The sequence below is a fragment of the Nonomuraea sp. NPDC049607 genome (assembly GCF_040675375.1).
Lineage (GTDB): Bacteria > Actinomycetota > Actinomycetes > Streptosporangiales > Streptosporangiaceae > Nonomuraea.
In genome coordinates this window covers 107,477-126,136 of the sequence record NZ_JBFAOV010000016.1, presented here as the reverse complement: position 1 = coordinate 126,136, position 18,660 = coordinate 107,477, and the positions used below count along the sequence as shown (strand labels likewise).

Annotated in this window: 17 protein-coding genes; 8 read left to right on the top strand and 9 right to left on the bottom strand. The window is 72.6% G+C overall.

The window, feature by feature from the left end:
• Positions 1-114: 114 nt before the first annotated feature.
• From infB to rimP, 4 genes are all read right to left on the bottom strand, one after another.
• The gene (gene infB, locus AB0J97_RS28920) at positions 115-3,225 is read right to left on the bottom strand and encodes a translation initiation factor IF-2 (RefSeq protein WP_364094062.1); all 3,111 of its coding nucleotides are present in this window, start codon (positions 3,223-3,225) and stop codon (positions 115-117) included.
• Positions 3,226-3,350: 125 nt separating this feature from the next.
• A complete protein-coding gene (locus tag AB0J97_RS28915) occupies positions 3,351-3,650 on the bottom strand; it encodes a YlxR family protein (protein ID WP_357694418.1) in 300 nt (99 codons plus the stop codon).
• On the bottom strand, positions 3,634-4,638 hold the full coding sequence (gene nusA / locus AB0J97_RS28910; protein ID WP_357694420.1) for a transcription termination factor NusA: 1,005 nt from the start codon (positions 4,636-4,638) through the stop codon (positions 3,634-3,636). The genes AB0J97_RS28915 and nusA overlap by 17 nt, the downstream gene beginning before the upstream one ends.
• A gap of 12 nt (positions 4,639-4,650) precedes the next feature.
• Entirely contained in the window at positions 4,651-5,145 is a 495-nt protein-coding gene (rimP, locus tag AB0J97_RS28905; protein ID WP_364094057.1) for a ribosome maturation factor RimP, read from the bottom strand.
• 284 nt (positions 5,146-5,429) lie between these two features.
• Between rimP and AB0J97_RS28900 the strand changes: the two genes are divergently transcribed.
• On the top strand, positions 5,430-5,927 hold the full coding sequence (locus AB0J97_RS28900; RefSeq protein ID WP_364094054.1) for a hypothetical protein: 498 nt from the start codon (positions 5,430-5,432) through the stop codon (positions 5,925-5,927).
• A complete protein-coding gene (locus tag AB0J97_RS28895; protein ID WP_364094051.1) occupies positions 5,924-6,400 on the top strand; it encodes a ferritin-like domain-containing protein in 477 nt (158 codons plus the stop codon). Before AB0J97_RS28900 ends, AB0J97_RS28895 begins: the two co-directional genes overlap by 4 nt.
• An 89-nt stretch (positions 6,401-6,489) precedes the next feature.
• On the opposite strand, the gene AB0J97_RS28890 is transcribed toward AB0J97_RS28895, so the two are convergent.
• Entirely contained in the window at positions 6,490-8,232 is a 1,743-nt protein-coding gene (locus AB0J97_RS28890; RefSeq protein ID WP_364094048.1) for a proline--tRNA ligase, read from the bottom strand.
• Between the two features lie 118 nt (positions 8,233-8,350).
• Positions 8,351-9,022, bottom strand: coding sequence for a hypothetical protein (locus AB0J97_RS28885; RefSeq protein WP_357694430.1), 672 nt, complete (start codon positions 9,020-9,022; stop codon positions 8,351-8,353).
• Between the two features lie 133 nt (positions 9,023-9,155).
• Here AB0J97_RS28885 and AB0J97_RS28880 point away from each other — a divergent pair, with 133 nt between their 5' ends.
• Positions 9,156-10,193 (top strand): acyl-CoA dehydrogenase family protein, encoded by a 1,038-nt coding sequence (locus AB0J97_RS28880; RefSeq protein WP_364094044.1) that lies wholly within the window; start codon positions 9,156-9,158, stop codon positions 10,191-10,193.
• A gap of 6 nt (positions 10,194-10,199) precedes the next feature.
• Here the strand turns inward: AB0J97_RS28880 and AB0J97_RS28875 are convergent, their stop codons facing one another.
• Positions 10,200-10,673, bottom strand: coding sequence for a hypothetical protein (locus AB0J97_RS28875; RefSeq protein ID WP_357694434.1), 474 nt, complete (start codon positions 10,671-10,673; stop codon positions 10,200-10,202).
• Between the two features lie 101 nt (positions 10,674-10,774).
• On the opposite strand from AB0J97_RS28875, the gene AB0J97_RS28870 reads away from it, so the two are divergent.
• The 5 genes from AB0J97_RS28870 to AB0J97_RS28850 all read left to right on the top strand — a co-directional run bounded on the left by AB0J97_RS28870 (position 10,775) and on the right by AB0J97_RS28850 (position 17,063).
• On the top strand, positions 10,775-11,842 hold the full coding sequence (locus tag AB0J97_RS28870; protein ID WP_364094040.1) for an LLM class flavin-dependent oxidoreductase: 1,068 nt from the start codon (positions 10,775-10,777) through the stop codon (positions 11,840-11,842).
• Complete coding sequence (locus tag AB0J97_RS28865) at positions 11,839-12,903, top strand: hypothetical protein (RefSeq protein WP_364094036.1); 1,065 nt, start codon at positions 11,839-11,841, stop codon at positions 12,901-12,903. Before AB0J97_RS28870 ends, AB0J97_RS28865 begins: the two co-directional genes overlap by 4 nt.
• A 16-nt stretch (positions 12,904-12,919) precedes the next feature.
• Positions 12,920-14,461, top strand: a complete 1,542-nt coding sequence (locus tag AB0J97_RS28860) for an AMP-binding protein (protein WP_364094032.1) — start codon at positions 12,920-12,922, stop codon at positions 14,459-14,461.
• 152 nt (positions 14,462-14,613) lie between these two features.
• The gene (locus AB0J97_RS28855; protein ID WP_364094029.1) at positions 14,614-15,936 is read left to right on the top strand and encodes an FAD-dependent oxidoreductase; all 1,323 of its coding nucleotides are present in this window, start codon (positions 14,614-14,616) and stop codon (positions 15,934-15,936) included.
• An 8-nt stretch (positions 15,937-15,944) separates the two neighbouring features.
• Positions 15,945-17,063 (top strand): aldolase, encoded by a 1,119-nt coding sequence (locus AB0J97_RS28850; protein ID WP_364094026.1) that lies wholly within the window; start codon positions 15,945-15,947, stop codon positions 17,061-17,063.
• Positions 17,064-17,067: 4 nt separating this feature from the next.
• Here AB0J97_RS28850 and AB0J97_RS28845 read toward each other — a convergent pair whose 3' ends face one another.
• Positions 17,068-17,748, bottom strand: a complete 681-nt coding sequence (locus AB0J97_RS28845) for a copper homeostasis protein CutC (RefSeq protein WP_364094023.1) — start codon at positions 17,746-17,748, stop codon at positions 17,068-17,070.
• Positions 17,749-17,906: 158 nt separating this feature from the next.
• Positions 17,907-18,395 (bottom strand): GNAT family N-acetyltransferase, encoded by a 489-nt coding sequence (locus AB0J97_RS28840; protein ID WP_357694447.1) that lies wholly within the window; start codon positions 18,393-18,395, stop codon positions 17,907-17,909.
• Positions 18,396-18,660 lie beyond the last annotated feature (265 nt).

The following is an 18,660-nucleotide window of genomic DNA, read 5'->3' as shown; positions in this document are numbered from 1 at the left end:
CGCGCCCGGTGGGGGGGGGGGGGCTGCCCCGGCCGGCCGGCGCGGGGGGGGCGCGGCGCCGCCCCGGCGGGCGGGCCGGCGGGCCCGCCCCCCCCCCCCCCCCCCGGCCGCGGGTCAGACCCGCGGCTTCTCCCGCATCTCGAACGTCTCGATCGTGTCGTCGATCCGGATGTCGTTGTAGCCGACACCGATACCGCACTCGAAGCCCTCACGGACCTCGGTGGCGTCATCCTTGAAGCGACGCAGGGACGAGACGGTCAGGTTGTCGGCGATGACGACGCCATCGCGGATCACCCTGGCCTTGCTGTTGCGGACGATCGTGCCGGAGCGGACCAGCGAACCGGCGACGTTGCCGATCTTCGGCACCTTGAAGACCTCGCGGACTTCGGCGGTGCCCATCTGGACCTCTTCGAACTCGGGCTTGAGCATGCCCTTGAGCGCCGCTTCGATTTCCTCGATCGCCTGGTAGATGACCGAGTAGTAGCGGATGTCGACGCCCTCGCGCTCGGCCAGGTCGCGCGCCCGAGGCTCGGGGCGGACGTTGAAGCCGATGATGACCGCGTTGTCGTCGGCGACGGCCAGGTTGACGTCGTACTCGGTGATGGCGCCGACCGCGCGGTGCAGGACACGGAGCCTGACCTCGTCGCCGACGTCGATCTTGAGCAGGGCGTCTTCCAGGGCCTCCACCGAACCGGACACGTCACCCTTGATGATGAGCTTGAGCTCGTCGACGCGACCCTTCTCGAGGTTGCTGAACAGCTCCTCGAGGGTGAGACGGCGGCTCGACTTCGCCATGTCGGCGCTGCGCTTGCGCGCCGCGCGCTGCTGGGCGATCTGGCGGGCCATGCGGTCGTCGGTGACGACGATGAAGTTGTCACCGGCGCCGGGAACGGCCGTCAGACCCATCACCAGGACCGGACGCGACGGCGTGGCCTCTTCGACCGCGTCGCCGTTGTCGTCGAGCATCGCGCGGACGCGGCCGAAGGCCTCGCCACACACGATCGAGTCGCCCACGCGCAGCGTGCCGCGCTGGACCAGGACGGTCGCGACGGGGCCGCGGCCCTTGTCGAGGTGGGCCTCGATCGCGATGCCCTGGGCGTCCATCGTCGGGTTGGCCCGCAGGTCGAGCTCGGCGTCGGCGGTGAGCAGGATGGCCTCGAGGAGGTTGTCGATGCCCGTGCCGTTCTTCGCCGAGATGTCGACGAACAGGGTCGAGCCGCCGTACTCCTCGGCGACCAGGCCGTACTCGGTGAGCTGGGCGCGGACCTTGTTGGGGTCGGCACCCTCCTTGTCGACCTTGTTGACCGCGACCACGACCGGCACGTCGGCCGCCTGGGCGTGGTTGAGCGCCTCGATCGTCTGCGGCTTCACACCGTCGTCGGCCGCGACCACCAGCACCGCGATGTCGGTGGACTTGGCGCCTCGGGCACGCATGGCGGTGAACGCCTCGTGACCCGGGGTGTCGATGAAGGTGATCTTCCGGTCTTCGCCCTCGTGCACCGCGGGGACCTGGTAGGCACCGATGTGCTGGGTGATGCCACCGGCCTCGCGCGCCACCACGTTGGTCTTGCGGATGGCGTCGAGCAGCTTGGTCTTACCGTGGTCGACGTGACCCATGACGGTCACGACCGGCGGACGCGCGGCAAGGTCGCCCTCGTCGCCCTCGTCCTCGCCGAACTCGATGTCGAAGGCCTCGAGAAGCTCGCGGTCCTCCTCCTCCGGGCTGACGACCTGGATGTTGTAGTCGAGCTCCGCGCCGAGGAGCTGCAACGTCTCCTCGTTGACCGACTGGGTCGCGGTCACCATCTCGCCGAGGTGCAGCATGATCTGCACAAGCGAGGCGGGGTTCGCGCCGATGCGGTCGGCGAAGTCGGACAGCGACGCACCGCGCGGCAGGCGGATCGTCGCGCCGTTGCCGCGAGCGACCTGCACACCGCCGATCGCCGGCGCCGACATGTTGTCGAACTCCTGGCGCCTCTGACGCTTGCTCTTACGACCACGCGCGGGACGGCCACCGGGACGCCCGAACGCGCCCGCCGTGCCACCGCCGCGACCACGGCCGCCGCCACCCGGACGACCGGCGAAACCACCGCCGCCGCCACCGGGACCACCGGTGCCGGTACGGGGACCGGCGCCGCCGCCACCGGGACGACCGGCGAAACCGCCGCCGCCACCGGGACGACCGCCGCCACCGCCGGGACGGCCACCGCCGCCACCGCCGCCGGGACGACCGCCACCGCCGCCACCACCGGGACGCGGGCCACCGCCCGGACCGGCAGGACGACCCTGCGGCATCATCATCGGGTTGGGACGCGGCCCACCCGGACGGGGACCACCCGCGCCGGGACCGGGACGCGGACCGGCCGCACCGGGCGGACCGGGACGCGGACCAGCGGGACGCGGACCGGCCTCGCCGCCGCCACCGGGACGCGGCGGACGGGGACCCGCGCCGTCACGCGGCGGACCCTCACGACGCTCGCGCTGGCCGGGGCCACCGCCGTCGCGGCCACCGCCGGGACGCGGCGGACGGGACTGGCCCATGCCGCTGGCGTTGGACGAGAACGGGTTGTTGCCCGGACGCGGGCCACGCGGACCCGGCTTGGGACCGGGACCAGGACGCGGGCCGCCGCCTGCGGGCGCACCCGGACGCGGAGCCTGCTGCTGACCGCCGCCGCCACCGGAAGGCTGCCCGGGACGAGGCGCCGGACCGGGCTTGGGACCCGGACGGGCGGCGGGACCCGGACGCGGCCCCGGAGCCGGACGCGAGGGCGCGCCGGAACCGGCCGCGCTCTCGAAGCGGGCCTGCGGAGCCCCGGAGGTCTCGCCGCGCGCCGCCTCGGGCTGCTGCTGCGGCTGGTGGGGCATCGGCACCGGCGGACGCGGCTGAGCGCCGGTCGCGGGGCCGGGACGCGGGCCGGGCCTCGGACCCGGACCTGGACGCGGAGCAGTTGGGGTCGGCGCCTCCGCGGCGCCGTTGCCGGCCTGCTGTTCGGCCGGACGGGGCGCAGCCTTCGGCGGCTGCGGCCTGTTGGACGACGAACCGCCGCCCCTGGAGGGCCCACCCTTCGATGCGCCCAGAGCTTCGGTGAGCCTGCGGACCACCGGCGCCTCGATGGTCGAGGACGCCGAACGGACGAACTCCCCCATCTCTTGGAGCTTGGCCATGACGACCTTGCTCTCTACGCCGAACTCCTTAGCGAGCTCGTATACCCGGACCTTCGCCACTGCACTCCCTTACTCGGCCCGGGAGGCTGGCTGTGCCGTCCGGACCGTCGTTAACTTGACGTCTTCATCGCCGCGTGCTCATCAGGCGCTCATAGCAATCTGACTCCGCCCATCAACTCGGCGTCCTACATGACATTTCGTGATTCTCCCTCCAGGTGTGCCCGCACACCTGCGACGTCAAGCGGCCCCGGCACGCGGAACGCGCGCGGGAACGCTCGGCGGCGCTCGGCGAGCTCCAGACAGCTCAAGGACGGATGCAGCGATGCACCGCGGCCAGAAAGCCGTCCTCGCAGATCAGGGACCACATGGTCCTCGATCCGCACCAGACGGAGCAGCTCGGACTTAGCCGTGCGAACCCTGCAGCCCACACAGGTGCGCTGTGGGGCCGCGTGGCCACCATATTCCAGCTTACCGTGTTGACGCATCTACGGAACCGGCGGCGTCCTCGGCTTGGGTGTCAGGCCGGATGTCAATGCGCCATCCGGTGAGCCTGGCGGCAAGCCGGGCGTTCTGCCCTTCCTTACCGATGGCCAGCGAAAGCTGGTAGTCGGGGACCGTCACTCTTGCGACCCGTCCTTCGAGATCGAGAACCTCGACATGGGAAACACGCGCCGGAGACAGCGCATTCCCCACGAAGTCGCCCGGATCCTCGGACCAGTCGATGATGTCGATCTTCTCGCCGTGCAGCTCGGTCATCACGTTGCGGACGCGCGAGCCCATCGGGCCGATGCAGGCGCCCTTGGCGTTGACGCCCGGCTTGCGCGACCTGACCGCGATCTTCGTACGGTGGCCGGCCTCGCGGGCCACCGCGGCGATCTCGACGGTGCCGTCGGCGATCTCGGGCACCTCCAGCGCGAAAAGCTTCTTGACCAGGCCGGGGTGGGTGCGCGACAGCGTCACCGACGGCCCCTTGTGGCCCTTCTTCACCTGCACCACGTAGGCGCGGATGCGCTCGCCGTGCACGTAGTCCTCGCCGGGGACCTGCTCGGCGTGCGGCAGGACGGCCTCGATCTTGCCGAGGTCGACCAGCACCACGCGCGGGTCCTTGCCCTGCTGGATCACGCCCGAGACCAACTCGCCCTCGCGGCTGGCGAACTCGCCGAAGTTGATCTCGTCCTCGGCGTCGCGGAGCTGCTGCAGGATGACCTGCTTGGCGGTGGTCGCGGCGATCCGGCTGAAGTTGCCCGGAGTGTCGTCGAACTCCCTGACGACGTCGCCCTCGTCGTCGAGCTCGGCCGCCCAGATCGTGACGTGACCGCTGCCGCGGTCGAGCTCGGCGCGTGCCTTGGGCGCAGCGCCCTCGGTGCGGAAGTAGGCGATCAGCAGCGCGTCCTCGATCGCCTTGACGACCAGGTCGAAGGAGATGTCCTTCTCCCGCTCCAGGCTGCGCAGGACGCTCATGTCGATGTCCACGAGGCTTCCCCCTTAGCCTTCGTCGCCGTCGACGTCGTCGGTGTCGTCGATCCGGCGGAACTCCACCTGCACCCGGCCTCGGGTCAGGTCCTGGTAATCGAGCCGGCGCGCGGAGCCCGCGACGTCGAGGTCGACGCCGCTCTCGTCCGCCGCCAGGATGCGGCCTTCCATCACGGTGCCGTCTCTCATCTCGGCCTTCACCAGCCGCTTGGCGGCACGGCGCCAGTGGCGCGGCTCGGTGAGCGGGCGGTCGACGCCCGGAGAGGAGACCTCAAGCGTGTAGGCGGCCTGCCCCATCACGTCGTCCTCGTCGAGCGCGGTGGAGACGGCCTGGCTCACGTCGGCGATGTCGTCGAGGCTCACGCCGCCGTCGCGATCGACGATCACGCGCAGCAACCGCCTCTTGCCCGCCTGGGTGACCGTGACGTCCTCCAGATCGAGGCCCTCCGCGCCGACCACAGGCTCCAGGAGCTTCATCAGGTGGTCGCGGGATGATGCGCTGCCCATATCGACCTCCCCTATTGTCATGTCTCAGCCGGGCGGACCTCGCCACTGGCTCTCCGTCGGCCGGCTGCGCAGCCAGCGACGACAGTTGACACCCTATCTGTACGGAGGCACGAGGAGAGCGCCACTCGTCGTGGTCGAGTGGCGGAGCGTCGCCTGACGGCGTTCCCGGGCACCAGCCCGTACGATGCTATCTGCGCCCGCAGTCACCTGGAGCCGTCTCCGGCGGCATCCCGGTCACCGGGGTCCGTCGTCACCGGGTCCGTAGTCACCGGAGGTCCAAGCCCGTGCGCCCGCGTCACCTCTCCAGGCGAGCCGTGCTGGCGGGCGGAGCGGCCGCCCTGACGGCCTGCAGCGCCTCGGGCCCGGCCAAGCCCGCGGCCCCTGAGCCCGACTCGCCCGAGACCGTCCTGCTGCGGCAGGTGATCGCCGACAAGGAACGCACGGTCGCCCTCTACTCGGCGCTGATCGCGGGCGGCGCCGACTCCCTGGAGCCCTTCCGCGCCCGTCACCAGGCGCACCTGGCCGAGCTGCGCAAATACCTGCCCGCGGGCACACCGCCCGCCGCCACGCCGACCGCGCCGGTCTCGCCGGGCGCGTCGCCCGCCGCCACGCCGTCGAAGTCCCCCAAGCCCTCGTTGGCGCGGCTGCGGGACGTCGAGCGCCGGGCGGCGGCCCAGCGGCCCCGTCAGCTCGCCGGCCTGTCCCCCGGCGTGGCCCAGCTCATCGCCAGCATCGGGGCGTGCGAGGCGGTCCACGCCGTGTCGCTGCCGAAATCATCGTGAACGGGGTCGTGGTGGACGGGGACGACATCGAGAAGCTGCGCAAGGCCCTGGCCGCCGAACACGCCGCCGTGTTCGCCTACGGCCTCCTGGGGGCGCGTACGAGCGGCGTCCTGCGGGACCTGACCGGCGCCGCGTACGACGCCCACCGGGCCCACCGCGATCAGCTCCGCAGCCTGATCACCAGCCGCGGGGGCAGGCCGAACGAGTCGGAGCCCTCCTACGCGCTGCCGTACGTGCCCACGGGCGGCGCGCAGGCCGCCCGGCTGGCGGCGCAGGTGGAGAACGGCATCACGGCCGCCTATCTGGAGCTGGCCGCCGCCCGCGACGCGACGCTGCGCAGATACGCGGCGCTGGCCATGCAGGAGTCGGCGACCCGCGCCTACGCCTTCCAGCCGGCACCGCCCGCGGCCTTCCCCGGCATGCCGGGCAGCAGCCCCGCCCCCACGACGTCGCCGTCACGCCCCGGCGGCTGACCACCGCGGCGCCGGACCGGTGGCGCGGCCCCGACGGGGGCTGACCACCGCGGCGCCGGGACGGTGGCCCGGCCCCCACGGCGGGCGGGTCAGCGGCAGGCGGCCAGGATGCGCGTGGCGGCCTCGGCGAGGGGGATCTCCTCCTTGACGCCGGTCACCCGGTCGCGCAGCTCGATGACGCCCTGCGACAGCCCGCGCCCGATCACCACGATCGTCGGCAGGCCCAGCAGCTCGGCGTCCTTGAACTTGACGCCGGGCGAGACCTGGGCGCGGTCGTCGACGAGCACCCGCAGCCCCTGCGCCTCCAGCTCGCCGGCCAGCTCAAGGGCGGCCTCGACCTGGTTCTCCTTGCCGGTGCCGACGATGTGCACGTCGGCGGGCGCGACCTCGCGCGGCCACACCAGGCCGAGCTGGTCGTGGGCCTGCTCGGCGATGACGGCCACGGCCCGGGAGACGCCGATGCCGTACGAGCCCATGGTGATGCGGACGGGCTTGCCGTCGGGGCCGAGGGCGTCGAGGCCGGCGGCGTCGGCGTACTTGCGGCCGAGCTGGAAGATGTGGCCGATCTCGATGCCGCGGTCGATGGACAGCGGGGAGCCGCAGCGGGGGCAGGGGTCGCCCGCGCGCACCTCGGCGGCCTCGATCGTGCCGTCGGGGACGAAGTCGCGCCCGGCGACCACGTCGACGGCGTGCTTGCCGGGCTCGTTGGCGCCGGTGACCCAGGAGGTGCCGGTGACGACGCGGGGGTCGACGAGGTAGCGGATGCCGAGCTCGCGCAGGACCTGCGGGCCGATGTAGCCGCGTACGAGACCGGGGTGGGCGGCGAAGTCGGCGGCCTCGAAGATGGCGGGCTCGCCGGGCGTGAGCGCGGACTCCAGGCGCTTGAAGTCGACCTCGCGGTCGCCGGGCACGCCGACGATCAGCGTCTCGACCTTGTCGGAGCCGGGCGTGGTGACCTTGACGACGACGTTCTTCAGCGTGTCGGCGGCGGTGACGGACAGGCCGTGGCGCTCGTTGACGTAGGACACCAGCGACTCGATGGTCGGGGTGTCGGGCGTGTCGAGGACCCGCATCGGCGCGGCGCCGTCGAGGTCGCGGACGGGCGGCGCGGCGGTGGTGACGGCCTCGGCGTTGGCCGCGTAGCCGCAGGAGTGGCAGGCCACGAACGTGTCCTCCCCGGTGGGGGTGGGCGCCAGGAACTCCTCGGAGGCCGAGCCGCCCATCGCGCCCGAGGTGGCGAACACGATCTTGTACTCGATGCCGAGCCGCTCGAACGTACGGATGTAGGTCTCGCGGTGCTGCTCGTAGGAGCGCTTGAGGCCGTCGTCGTCGAGGTCGAAGGAGTAGGAGTCCTTCATCAGGAACTCGCGGCCGCGCAGGATGCCGGCCCTGGGCCTGGCCTCGTCGCGGTATTTGGTCTGGATCTGGTAGAGCGTGACCGGGTAGTCCTTGTACGAGGAGTATTCGCCCTTGACCATGTCGGTGAAGAGCTCCTCGTGCGTGGGGCCGAGGAGGTAGTCGGCGCCCTTGCGGTCCTGGAGGCGGAAGATGTTGTCGCCGTACTCGGTCCAGCGGCCGGTGGCCTCGTAGTACTCGCGGGGCAGCAGGGCGGGGAAGAGCACCTCCTGACCGCCCATCCGGTTCATCTCCTCGCGGACGATCCTGGTGACGTTCTCCAGCACCAGCTTGCCGAGGGGCAGCCACGAGTAGATGCCGGGCGCCACGCGGCGGACGAAGCCGGCGCGGACGAGGAGCTTGTGGCTCGGCACTTCCGCGTCTGCCGGGTCGTCCCGCAGGGTGCGAAGAAACAACGACGACATGCGCAGCAACACGGCTACTCCTTGCTCGGGCCTGGATGTGAAGGACTACAGGCTATCGACTCGGGGAGCCATGCCGCTCGGCGTTAAACGGGCGCGTACGGACGAGAGGCCGGATCGCCGGGGCGTGCGATCAGGCGGAGAGGGGCAGCCAGCCGCCCACGAAGACGGCCAGGCCCACCGAGAACAGGCCCGCGAAGACGGCCGAGACGGCCAGCGCGCGCACGCGGGCCCGCCTGTTCCTGCGCAGCACCACGACCAGGGCGACGGCCAGCAGCGCGACCACGGTGGCGGGTCCCGGCCAGAACGCCGGCTCGCTGTCGATGAACCCGGGGGTCGCGCGGTCGACGACGTCGGCGATGAGCAGGGCGCCGATCGCGCCCGCGGCCAGGTCGCCCCAGGCGTCCCTCCTGCGGGTGACGTAGGCGAGCAGCCCGAGGCCGACGAGCAGGCCGACCGTCCAGTTCAGGCCGGCGACGCCGCCGCCGATGATGTCGAAGCCGTCCGCACCGCGCAGCGCGCTCGCGCCCATGGCCGCGACCAGGGTGGACACCGCCGCCAGGAACGTGGTCAGCAGCGCCCAGCCGAACCCCGACGCGGTGGCGCCCACGACCAGCGCGAGGGTCAGGTAGGCGTACGGGTCGTAGAGCTGGCCGAACCAGACCGGTCCTTTGCCGGCGGTGAGCATGCCGACCAGGCCCACGGCCAGTCCCGCCAGGAAGGCCGCCAGCACGTGGTGTTCCATGCGGCGCAGACGCCGGTCGCATTCGGCGAAGTCGGCGTACTCGATTGCGGTGTGGTTCATCTTCATTCCCTGGTCAATCCCTCCCCCGGAAATGTCTAGGGATGACCGCATCCAGATTATGTATCCATCCTAAAAAGGCAAATTTCGGTCATCCGGATCTAAGGCAAGCAATCGCTTGGTTTAGGATGTTCGGGTGACCCTCTCCGATGAGCTCGGCGCCGTCGTCCGCGCCTATCTCGCCGACCGGCCGGACGCGACATGGCAGGCGTTCGCGCGCGACGTGGGCGTGGCGGGGCTGCTCGTGCCCGAGCGGTACGGCGGCGCCGGCTGCGGCCCGCGGGAGGCGGCGGCCGTGGCCGAGGAGCTGGGACGCGCGCTGTCACCCCACCCGTTCCTGCAGTCGGCCGTGATGGCCGTCGGCGCGCTCATGGCCGACGGGGACGGCGCGGCGCGCGCGCGGCTGCTGCCGGAGCTGGCCTCGGGGGCGGCGACGGCGACCGTCGTGCTGCCGGGCGACGGCGACCTGCTGCTGGAGGGCGACCTGCTGCTGGAGGGCGACCGGCTCTCGGGGGCGGTGCCGTACGCGCTGGAGGGCGAGGTCGTGCTCGCCTACGCCGGCGGGCACCTGGTGGAGGCCGTGCCGACGCGGCGGGCGGCGTACCCGACCGTGGACGAGACCCGGCCGCTGGTCCGCCTCGCCTTCGACCGCGCACCCGTGCGACTGCTGGGCCCGGGGACGTCGTGGGCCCGCGTACGGGACCTCGGGATCGCGGCGCTGGCGGCCGAGCAGACCGGCGGCGCGGCCCGCTGCCTGGAGATGGCCACCGAGTACGCCCGGTCGCGGCGGCAGTTCGGCCGGCCGATCGGCTCGTTCCAGGCGATCAAGCACAAGCTGGCCGACGTGCTGCTGCTCGTGGAGTCCGCCCGCTCGGCGGCACACGCGGCGGCACACGCGGCGGCACACGCGGCGGCGGAGTCGGCGGAGTCGGCGGAGTCGGCGGCCGAGCCCGCGGCGGAGCCGGACGTCTTCGCCGCCGTGGCGGGGTCGTACTGCGCGGAGGCCTACCTGACGGCGGCGGGCGAGAACATCCAGGTGCACGGCGGGATCGGGGTGACCTGGGAACATCCGGCGCACCGGTATCTCAAGCGGGCCGCGTCCGACGCCCAGCTCCTCGGCCCGCCGCAGGCGCACCGCGCCCGCCTGGCCCCGCACGTCTTCGGCGAGGCGTAGCACGGCTCAGCCGCCGAGCAGCTCCTCCCACGGATGGCGGGTGTTGGTGCGGCGGGTGGTGTCGAGGGCCTCGGCCAGGCGCCACAGCCCGGGACGCGCGCGCACCCGCGCCCGGCCCATGGGGTCGACCGCGCGCAGCTCGAACCGCACGCCCATCACCTCCAGCACCGCCGAGCCGGCGCCCGAGTGGCCGGCGGCCGCGGGCTCGCTCTCGTCGGCGTCGCCCGCCTGCTCGGCGAGCAGCGCGGCCACCTCCGAGGCGTAGGGCCCGTCGCGCCACTCGATGTGCCAGCTCCGGTCGGCGCCGCGCCACCACGTCAGATCGCGGCAGCACTCGATGAAGTCGGCCTCGGTCGCGAGGGCGGCCATCACCCGGCCGAACGCCTCGTAGCCGCGCGCGTCGGAGAGTGAGGGATCGTCGTCGCCATGGTCGTGGAACGTGCCGTCCTTCGACCGCCGCAGCGCGTGCTTTCGCCTCACGAGCAACCACTCTGATCGGCGGCGCGCCCTTCCCGCAAGACTTCGGCCCTGATAGTCTCTACCAAGCGAGCGCTTGGTTCACTACTTTCGCCGGAGGCGCGATGACGTCCCTACGGATCAGCCTGGGGTACGAACTGGAGGTCCGCGGCCGCACCCGCGAGGTCGAGCAACAGGCGTTCCAGAACGTGATCGAGCAGGTCGTCCTCGGCGATCGGCTCGGGTTCGACACGGCCTGGTTCGTCGAGCACCACTTCACCAGGGGCTTCTCCCACTCCTCCGCCCCCGACCTGGTCCTGGCGGCCATCTCCCAGCGCACCGAGCGCATCCACCTGGGGCTCGGCGTGGTGCTGCTGCCGTTCCAGTCCCCCATCCGCACCGCCGAGCGGGTCGCCACCCTCGACGTGCTGAGCGGCGGCCGGGTCGAGTTCGGCACGGGACGCGGCGCCTCGCCCCTGGAGTACCAGGCCTTCCAGAAGCCGTTCGAGAAGTCGCGGCAAATCTGGGAGGACTCGCTGGAGGCCACCCTGGCCATCTGGCGGGCCGACGGCGAGCCGGTCAGCAGGTCGAACGAGTTCTTCGAGATCCCCGACGTGGCCGTCTACCCGCGTCCGGTCCAGGAGCCGCACCCGCCCGTGTGGGTGGCCTCCACCTCGCTGGAGGGCTACCTGGCCGCCGCCCGCCACGGCTACAACCTGCTGGGCATGACGATGCTCAAGGGCATCGACGACGTCGCCGCCGACATCGCGAAATATCGGGAGTGCCTGGCCGAGAGCGGCTTCGACCCCGACTCCCGCCGGATCGCCCTGATGATCCCCTGGTTCGCCGCCCCCACCCGGGACGAGGCCACCGCCACCGCCGCCGACGCCGTCCTGTGGTACATCCGCCGCCAGGTCAACCTGGTCACCCCGCCCGACTACTACGACGCCCGGCACGCCACCCACCGCGTGCTGGGCCAGCTCGCCGCCGGGATGCCGCCCGAGGAGGCCATGGCCACGCTGCGCGAGCACCTCATGGTCGTGGTGGACGACGTGGAGGGCTCGCGCAAGGCCCTGGCCAGGATCGCCGAGGCGGGCGCCACGGACCTGATCATCCAGGCGCAGGTCGGCGGGCTGGCCCACGAGAGGGTGTGCGAGTCGATGACGCTGTTCATGAACGAGGTGGCCCGTTGACGGCCGCCCGCTGGCTGACCCGCGACGACCTCGCCGCGACCGGACGCTCCGCCGAAGGGCTGCTGCTCGTGGCGCCCGACCTGTCCAGCGTGTTCCCGGCCGGCCCGCAGGAGGCCGCCGCGACCGGGCTCACCGGGGCGGCGCTGCGCGCGGCCGGCGTCGGCGGGCGTGACCGGGTCGTGGTGGCGCTGGCCGAACCGGCGGGCGCGCTGTGGGCCGCCGCCGCCGCGGACGTCGCGCGGGCCGCCGCCGCGGTCGGGCCGCGCGGCCGCCTGCGCCTGCACCACGCGCTGACCGCGCTCGGCGCGACCACGCTGGTCAGCACGCCGACGGGCGCGATGGACCTGCTGGCCCGCCTGCATCTGGAGTTCCTCCTCGACCCGCTCGACCTCGGGCTGGAACACATCGTCCTGACCGGCGAGATCGCCTCCAAGCGCACGATGGGACACCTGGCGGGCGAGTTCGGCTGCGCGGTCACGGAGGTGCTGGCCAGCCCGTTCAGCGGCGGCGCGCTCGCGTTCAGGACCGCCGAGGACGCCCCGCTCACCCCGCTCGCGGACGGCGTGCTGGGCCTGGCCTCGCTGACCAAGGACGACCGGGCCGGTCAGGAGGCCGCGCTGGCCGAGCTGGTCGTCACGCCGTCCGGGCACCCGACGCTGGGCGACGCCGTGCTCAGGACCGGGCTGGTGGCCAGGGCCGACGGCTCCGAGCTGCCCGCGCCCGCGCACACGGTCGGCGAGCACGTGCTGGTCAGGGGCGTGTGGCTGGCGTTGCCCCGGATCGAGAAGGCATTGTCGAAGATCGACGGCGTGACCGGCTGGGAGTTGTCGGTCGAACGTCAGGGCACCCTGGACGCCGCCGCCCTGACCGTGTCGTTCGGCCGGGAGAGCCTGATCAGGAACCCCATGTGGCGGTCGAGGATCGAGCAGGCCGTACGGGCCCTGACCCCGATCTCCGTCGACGTGCGGATCGCCCAGGACGTCCAGGAGACCCCTGTGCCCGGCACTGTGGACGACCGGCGCGGCCACCATCTCGGACGGGACAGAGCCCTCCTCAGCTAGCGCGACGGAGTAGCCGATGGCATCGATGCCCGACTGGGGGACGCTCCCCCGCATGCTGCGCGACCAGGCCGAACGCCATCCCGACGACGTCGTGGTCGTCGAGGGCGGCGCCCGGGTCACGCTGTCGGAGCTCAGGGCGGGAGCCGCCGAGGTGGCCCGCGGCCTGATCGCCCTCGGCGTCGGGCCCGGCGACCGGGTGGCGATCTGGGGCTCGAACTCGGCGTCCTGGGTGCGGCACGCGTTCGGCGTCTGGGACGCGGGGGCCGTCCTCGTGCCGTTGTCGTCGCGGTACAAGGGCATCGAGGCGGCGGGGCTGATCGCCCGTACCAGGGTGAAGGTGCTGATCGTCGGCGATCCGCCGCTCGCCGGCCTGCTGCCGCCCCTGGACGGTCCGGTGACCGTCCGCGCGGCGGGCGACCTGGACGCGGGCGGGGTGAGCGGGCGGGTGGCCGAGGAGCGGGCGCTCGGGGTCGGGCCCGGCGACCTGTGCGAGATCATGTCCACGTCCGGCACCACGGGCACGCCCAAGGGGGTGATGCTCGACCACGCCCAGGTCCTGCGCGGCTACTGGGACTGGGCGGAGATCGTCACGCTGGACGAGCACGACCGCTATCCGGTGATCGCGCCGTTCAACCACGGGTTCGGGCTGAACGCCGGGCTCGTCGCCTGCGTGCTGCGCCGGGCCACGATGTTGCCGATCCCGTCCTTCTCGCCGGACGCCCTGATGTCGCTGATCTCCGACGAGAGGGTGACGATCCTGGCCGGGCCGCCCACTCTGTTCGCCCGGATCCTGGACGAGCTGGAGCGCGCCGACCGGGACGTCTCCTCGTTACGCGTGGCCATCTGCGGGGCCGCGTCCGTGCCCGCCACGCTGATCACCCGGCTGGCCGAGCGGGTCGGCCTGGAACGGATGATCAACGCGTACGGGCTGATGGAGGGCACGGTCGTGTCCATGACGCGGGCCGGTGACCCCATCGACGTGGTCGCGAACACCACCGGCAGGGCCGTACCGGGCATCGAGATCAAGATCGTGGACGACGACGGCGAGCAGGTCGCGCCCGGCACGCGCGGCGAGATCCTGCAACGCGGCTACGGCGTCATGCGCGGCTACTGGGACGAGCCCGCCAGGACCGCCGAGGTGATCGACGCCGACGGCTGGCTGCACACCGGCGACATCGGCGTGCTGGACGAGGCCGGCAACCTCGCCATCGTGGACAGGAAGAAGGAGCTCTACATCGTCAACGGGTTCAACGTCTCCCCCGCCGAGGTCGAGGCGCTCCTGCTGCGGGAGGGCTCGCTGGCCCAGGCCGCCGTGGTCGGCGTGCCCGACGCGGTCTCCGGCGAGGCCGGCGTGGCGTACGTGGTGCCCCGGCCGGACGCCCGCGTCACCGCCGTCGCGCTGCTGGACTGGGCGAAGGCCAACATGTCCAACTACAAGGTGCCCAAGCGCGTCGAGGTGGTGGACGCGCTGCCCGTCAACGTCAACGGCAAGGTCGACAAGCTCGCCCTGCGTTCCCGGGCCGTCTCCGGACCACCGGCGTTTCAGGGGCTGCCATGAGCGGCCGCGTGGGCGAGAATCCGAAGAGGACGGCATTGACGGGAGACGGGTTCATCCGCGCGGCCGACCGGGGATACATCGAGCACACGGGCCGGTTGCACCTCTAGGGACGCGTCCTCCGCGTCGCACCTTCACCGGCATGAGGAGGCAGCGTGGCGTTGCACGTGGCGGTCATCGGGTCGGGCCCCGCCGGGATCTACACGGCTGAGGCGCTGGTCAAACAGTCGGGCGAGGCTGTCCGGGTCGACGTGCTCGAACGGCTGCCCACGCCGTACGGGCTGGTCAGGTACGGCGTGGCGCCCGACCACACGTCGATCAAGTCGATCGCGAACTACCTGCGCAGGGTGCTGGAGCTGCCCCAGGTGCGCTTCCTCGGCGGCGTCACCCTGGGCCGCCACGTCTCCGTCGAGGACCTGCTCGGCGTCTACGACGCGGTCGTCTACTGCACGGGCGCGATGGTCGACCGGCGGCTCGACATCCCCGGCGAGGACCTGCCGGGGAGCGTGGCGGCCACCGACTTCGTCAACTGGTACTGCGGCCACCCCGACGTCGATCCCGGCCGGTTCACCCTCGACAGCTCCGAGGTCGCGGTGATCGGGGTCGGCAACGTGGCCGTCGACGTCGTCCGGGTGCTGGCCAAGACCGCCGAGGAGCTGCGGCACACCGACGTGCCGCACGACGTCCTCGACCGGCTGAGCCAGAGCCAGGTCAAGGCGATCCACATGGTCGGCAGGCGGGGGCCCGAGCACGCCAAGTTCACCCTGAAGGAGCTGCGCGAGCTGGGCGAGCTGACCAACGCCGACGTGTGCGTGCGCCCGGACGAGGCGGCCGTGCTCGGCGCCGACTTCCCGCGCCAGGTCCAGGGCAACATCAACGTCCTGCAGTCGTGGGCCGGCCGCGAGCCCGTGGGCCGTCCGCGCCGCCTCGACGTGCGCTTCTGGCTGCGTCCTGTGGAGATCCTGGGGGCCGACCGGGTCGAGGGGCTCCGGCTGGAGCGCACCCGCCTGTCGGAGGAGGGCCGCGTCGTCGGCACCGGCGAGTACGAGACGCTGCCCGTCGGCATGGTCCTGCGCTCGGTCGGCTACCAGAGCGTCCCGCTGCCCGGCGTGCCCTTCTCCGAGCGGACGATGACCGTGCCCAACGAGGCCGGCCGGGTGCGCCCGCGCGAGTACGTGGCGGGCTGGCTCAAGCGCGGTCCGACCGGCGTCATCGGCACCAACAAGTCCGACGCCGCCGAGACGGTCCGCACGCTGCTGGCCGATCTGGAGGGCGAGTCCCTGGAGGGCGGCGCGCGGGGGTCGCGGCCGTCGGTCGAGTCGCTGCTGGCCGAGCGCGGCGTGCGGCCGGTGACCTACGACGACTGGCTGGCCATCGAACGGGCCGAGGGCGAGCTGGCCAGGTCGCTCGGCCGGGGCGAACGCGTCAAACTGGTCGGCGTCGACACCATGCTCCGCGCCTGCGCCCACCCGGAATGAGCCCGTACGTGAACGATGAGCCCGTGCCCGGTTTCGCCGAGGTCCACGCGGTCCAGCAGGCCCGCTTCCCCATGGCCGAGCCGGGCTGGCAGCCGGTCCACACGGTCTACGTGCCCGCCGACCGTTTCTCCGCCTCGACCGTCGCCGAGTGGGGGGAGCAGGCGTTCTCGCTGGCCAAGGCCCATCTGGAGGCGTTCGCCCCCGACGTGCGCGACCGGGTGCTCGGCAAGCTGGCCCGCGAGCCGGTCGAGGACCTGCGGATCGACTTCGAGGACGGCTACGGCGTGCGCCCGCACGAGGAGGAGGACGGGCACGCCGAGCGGGCCGCGCGGGCCGTGGCCGACCTGCACGCCGGCGGCACGCTGCCGCGCCGGTGGGGGCTGCGGGTGAAGTCGTTCGCCGACGGCGACCCGGCGAGGTCGGTGCGCACGCTCGGCGGCTTCCTGACCGGGGTGCTGGAGCGGGCCGGCGAGCTTCCCGCGGGGTTCACGGTGACGTTCCCGAAGGTGCTCATGGAGGAGTACCTCGGGCAGTTCGCGGGCGTCCTGGACCGGCTGGAGGCGCGCCTCGGCCTGTCCGGGCTGCGCTTCGAGATGCAGGTGGAGGCCCCGCAGACGCTGCCCTTCCTGCGCGCCGAGCTGCCCGGGTCGCTCGGCGGGCGGCTGGCCGCGGCGCACTTCGGCGTGTTCGACTACACCGCCGCCCTCGGCCTGCCGCCGCACGAGCAGCGGCTCGACCATCCGGCCTGCGACCACGCCAGGCACGTGATGCAGACGGCGTTCGCGGGCACGGGCGTCGAGCTGTCCGACGGTTCGCTGGCCGCCGCGCCCGCCTCCGACCGGGCCGAGGACGTCCACGCCCTGTGGGGACGGCACGCCCGGCTGGTCGGCCACTCGCTGGCCCACGGCTTCCATCAGGGCTGGGACATGCACCCGGCCCAGCTCGTGAGCAGGTTCGCCACCGTCTACGCCTTCCACCTGGCCCGTTACGACTCCTACCGGGAGCGCGTACGGGCCTGGGAGGAGGGGCGGGCGTCCGGGGGCGGCGTCATGGACGAGCCCGCCACCGTCAAGGCGCTGGCCGCCGCCCTGCGCCGCGCCGACGCGGCCCTGTCCATCCGAACCTGAGGGCTCAGTCGCGCTCGACCAGGGAGCGCCACTGCCGGACCAGCCGCCACTCGACCGGGTCCGTCCAGCTCGCCCGTACGGCCGAGCCCACGTGGAAGGCGCGGATGCCGTAGTCCAGCAGGTCGGGCACGTGGGCGGGCTTGAGGCCGCCGCCGGCCAGGATGATCGACCCGTCGCCGGCCTCGGCCCTGGACCTCAGCGTCGGCAGCCCCGCGCCGACCCCGTGGGGGGAGCCGGAGGTGAGCACGGTCGCCAGGTTGGGCAGCAGCCGCACGGCCCGCCAGGACGCCTGCACGTCGGCGGCGTGGTCCACCGCGCGGTGGAAGGTCCACGGGAGCGGCGAGACGGCGTGGATGAGCGCCTCGGTGGCCGCCAGATCGACCACGCCCGCGCCGTCCAGGAAACCGAACACGAACCCGGCCGCGCCCGCCTGCGCGAGCGCCTTGGCGTCGCGGCGCAGCCGGTCCAGGACGTCGGGGTCGGCGAGGAAGCCGGCCTCGCAGCGGAGCATCACCATCTGGGGCAGGGGGCATTCCGCGGAGATCGCGGCGACCGTCTCCGGTGCTGGGGTGAGCCCGTCGGCCGCCATGTCGGCGACGACCTCCAGGCGGTCGGCGCCGCCCTGCTCGGCGGCCACGGCGTCGCGCACGTTCAGCGCGATCACCTCAAGGAGGGAACCGGTCATGGAGGAGAGGTTATATGGTGCTCTGTCCACTTGCGCCGGAAACGCACGTGCCCATTGGGGCCCTTGCGGTATGATCTTGGACCCACACGACCGGCTGGGCGGCGCGACCGCCGGCCGGACCCGGCCCCCCACCGGACCGGATCCGGCCAGAGGGGTCGCTAGGCGCTGATCAGCTCCGCGACCGTCAGGTCACGGAAGGCCGTCGTGGACAGGTCCCGCGACGCCCGCTGGAACAGGGCCCCGGACGAGCGGTGCGGCAGGTCCACCGTGCGGACGTGCCGGAAACCGCGCCTGCGGTAGTACTCCTGGAGCCGCGGGTTGGCCTTGGCGCAGTCGAGCCGGAGCCAGGGCAGCCCGGCGGAACGGGCCGAGGAGCAGGCCCAGTCGAGGAGCGCGTCACCGAGCCCGCTGCCGGACCACGGCCGCGCCACGGCCAGCTTGTGGACGTAGAGCGCGGCCCCCGGAGCGTCGGCGGGGGTCCAGAACTCCGGGTCGGCGTGGTCGTCGAGGGCGATGGTGGCCACGGGCGGGGTCTGCCCGTCGAGGTCGAGATAGCGGAGTTCGTCGTCGAGCAGGTACAGGGTCCGCTCCTCGATGAGCGGCTCGATCCGCTCGGGGCCGAATCCCTGCCGCGGCCACTGCCGCACTCCCTTCGTGTAAAGCCACTCGGCGGTGTCCGCGAGGAGCCTGAGTACGCCGGGAAGGTCCGCGGGCTCCGCGCGCCGGAGTGCGAGGGGGTGAAGGAGGGTGTTTGTGTGCATAATACAGCCCTTCGATGCGTAGGGTGCCCATGCCGACACAGAGCGTGATGGCGCGATGTCGCGCAGGGGCGAAACGGGTCCTCAACCCGATATATATGGATAAATGGCGATTTAGGGGAGTATGCACGACTCCCCTAGGCCAGCGAGGCGG

Bases quoted from the DNA above. Each gene is read 5' to 3' on its own strand.
- AB0J97_RS28915 (WP_357694418.1), bottom strand. From the start codon at position 3,650: ATGCGTCAACACGGTAAGCTGGAATATGGTGGCCACGCGGCCCCACAG.
- rimP (WP_364094057.1), bottom strand. From the start codon at position 5,145: ATGGGCAGCGCATCATCCCGCGACCACCTGATGAAGCTCCTGGAGCCT.
- AB0J97_RS28885 (WP_357694430.1), bottom strand. From the start codon at position 9,022: ATGAACCACACCGCAATCGAGTACGCCGACTTCGCCGAATGCGACCGG.
- AB0J97_RS28870 (WP_364094040.1), top strand. From the start codon at position 10,775: ATGACGTCCCTACGGATCAGCCTGGGGTACGAACTGGAGGTCCGCGGC.
- AB0J97_RS28860 (WP_364094032.1), top strand. From the start codon at position 12,920: ATGGCATCGATGCCCGACTGGGGGACGCTCCCCCGCATGCTGCGCGAC.
- AB0J97_RS28845 (WP_364094023.1), bottom strand. From the start codon at position 17,748: ATGACCGGTTCCCTCCTTGAGGTGATCGCGCTGAACGTGCGCGACGCC.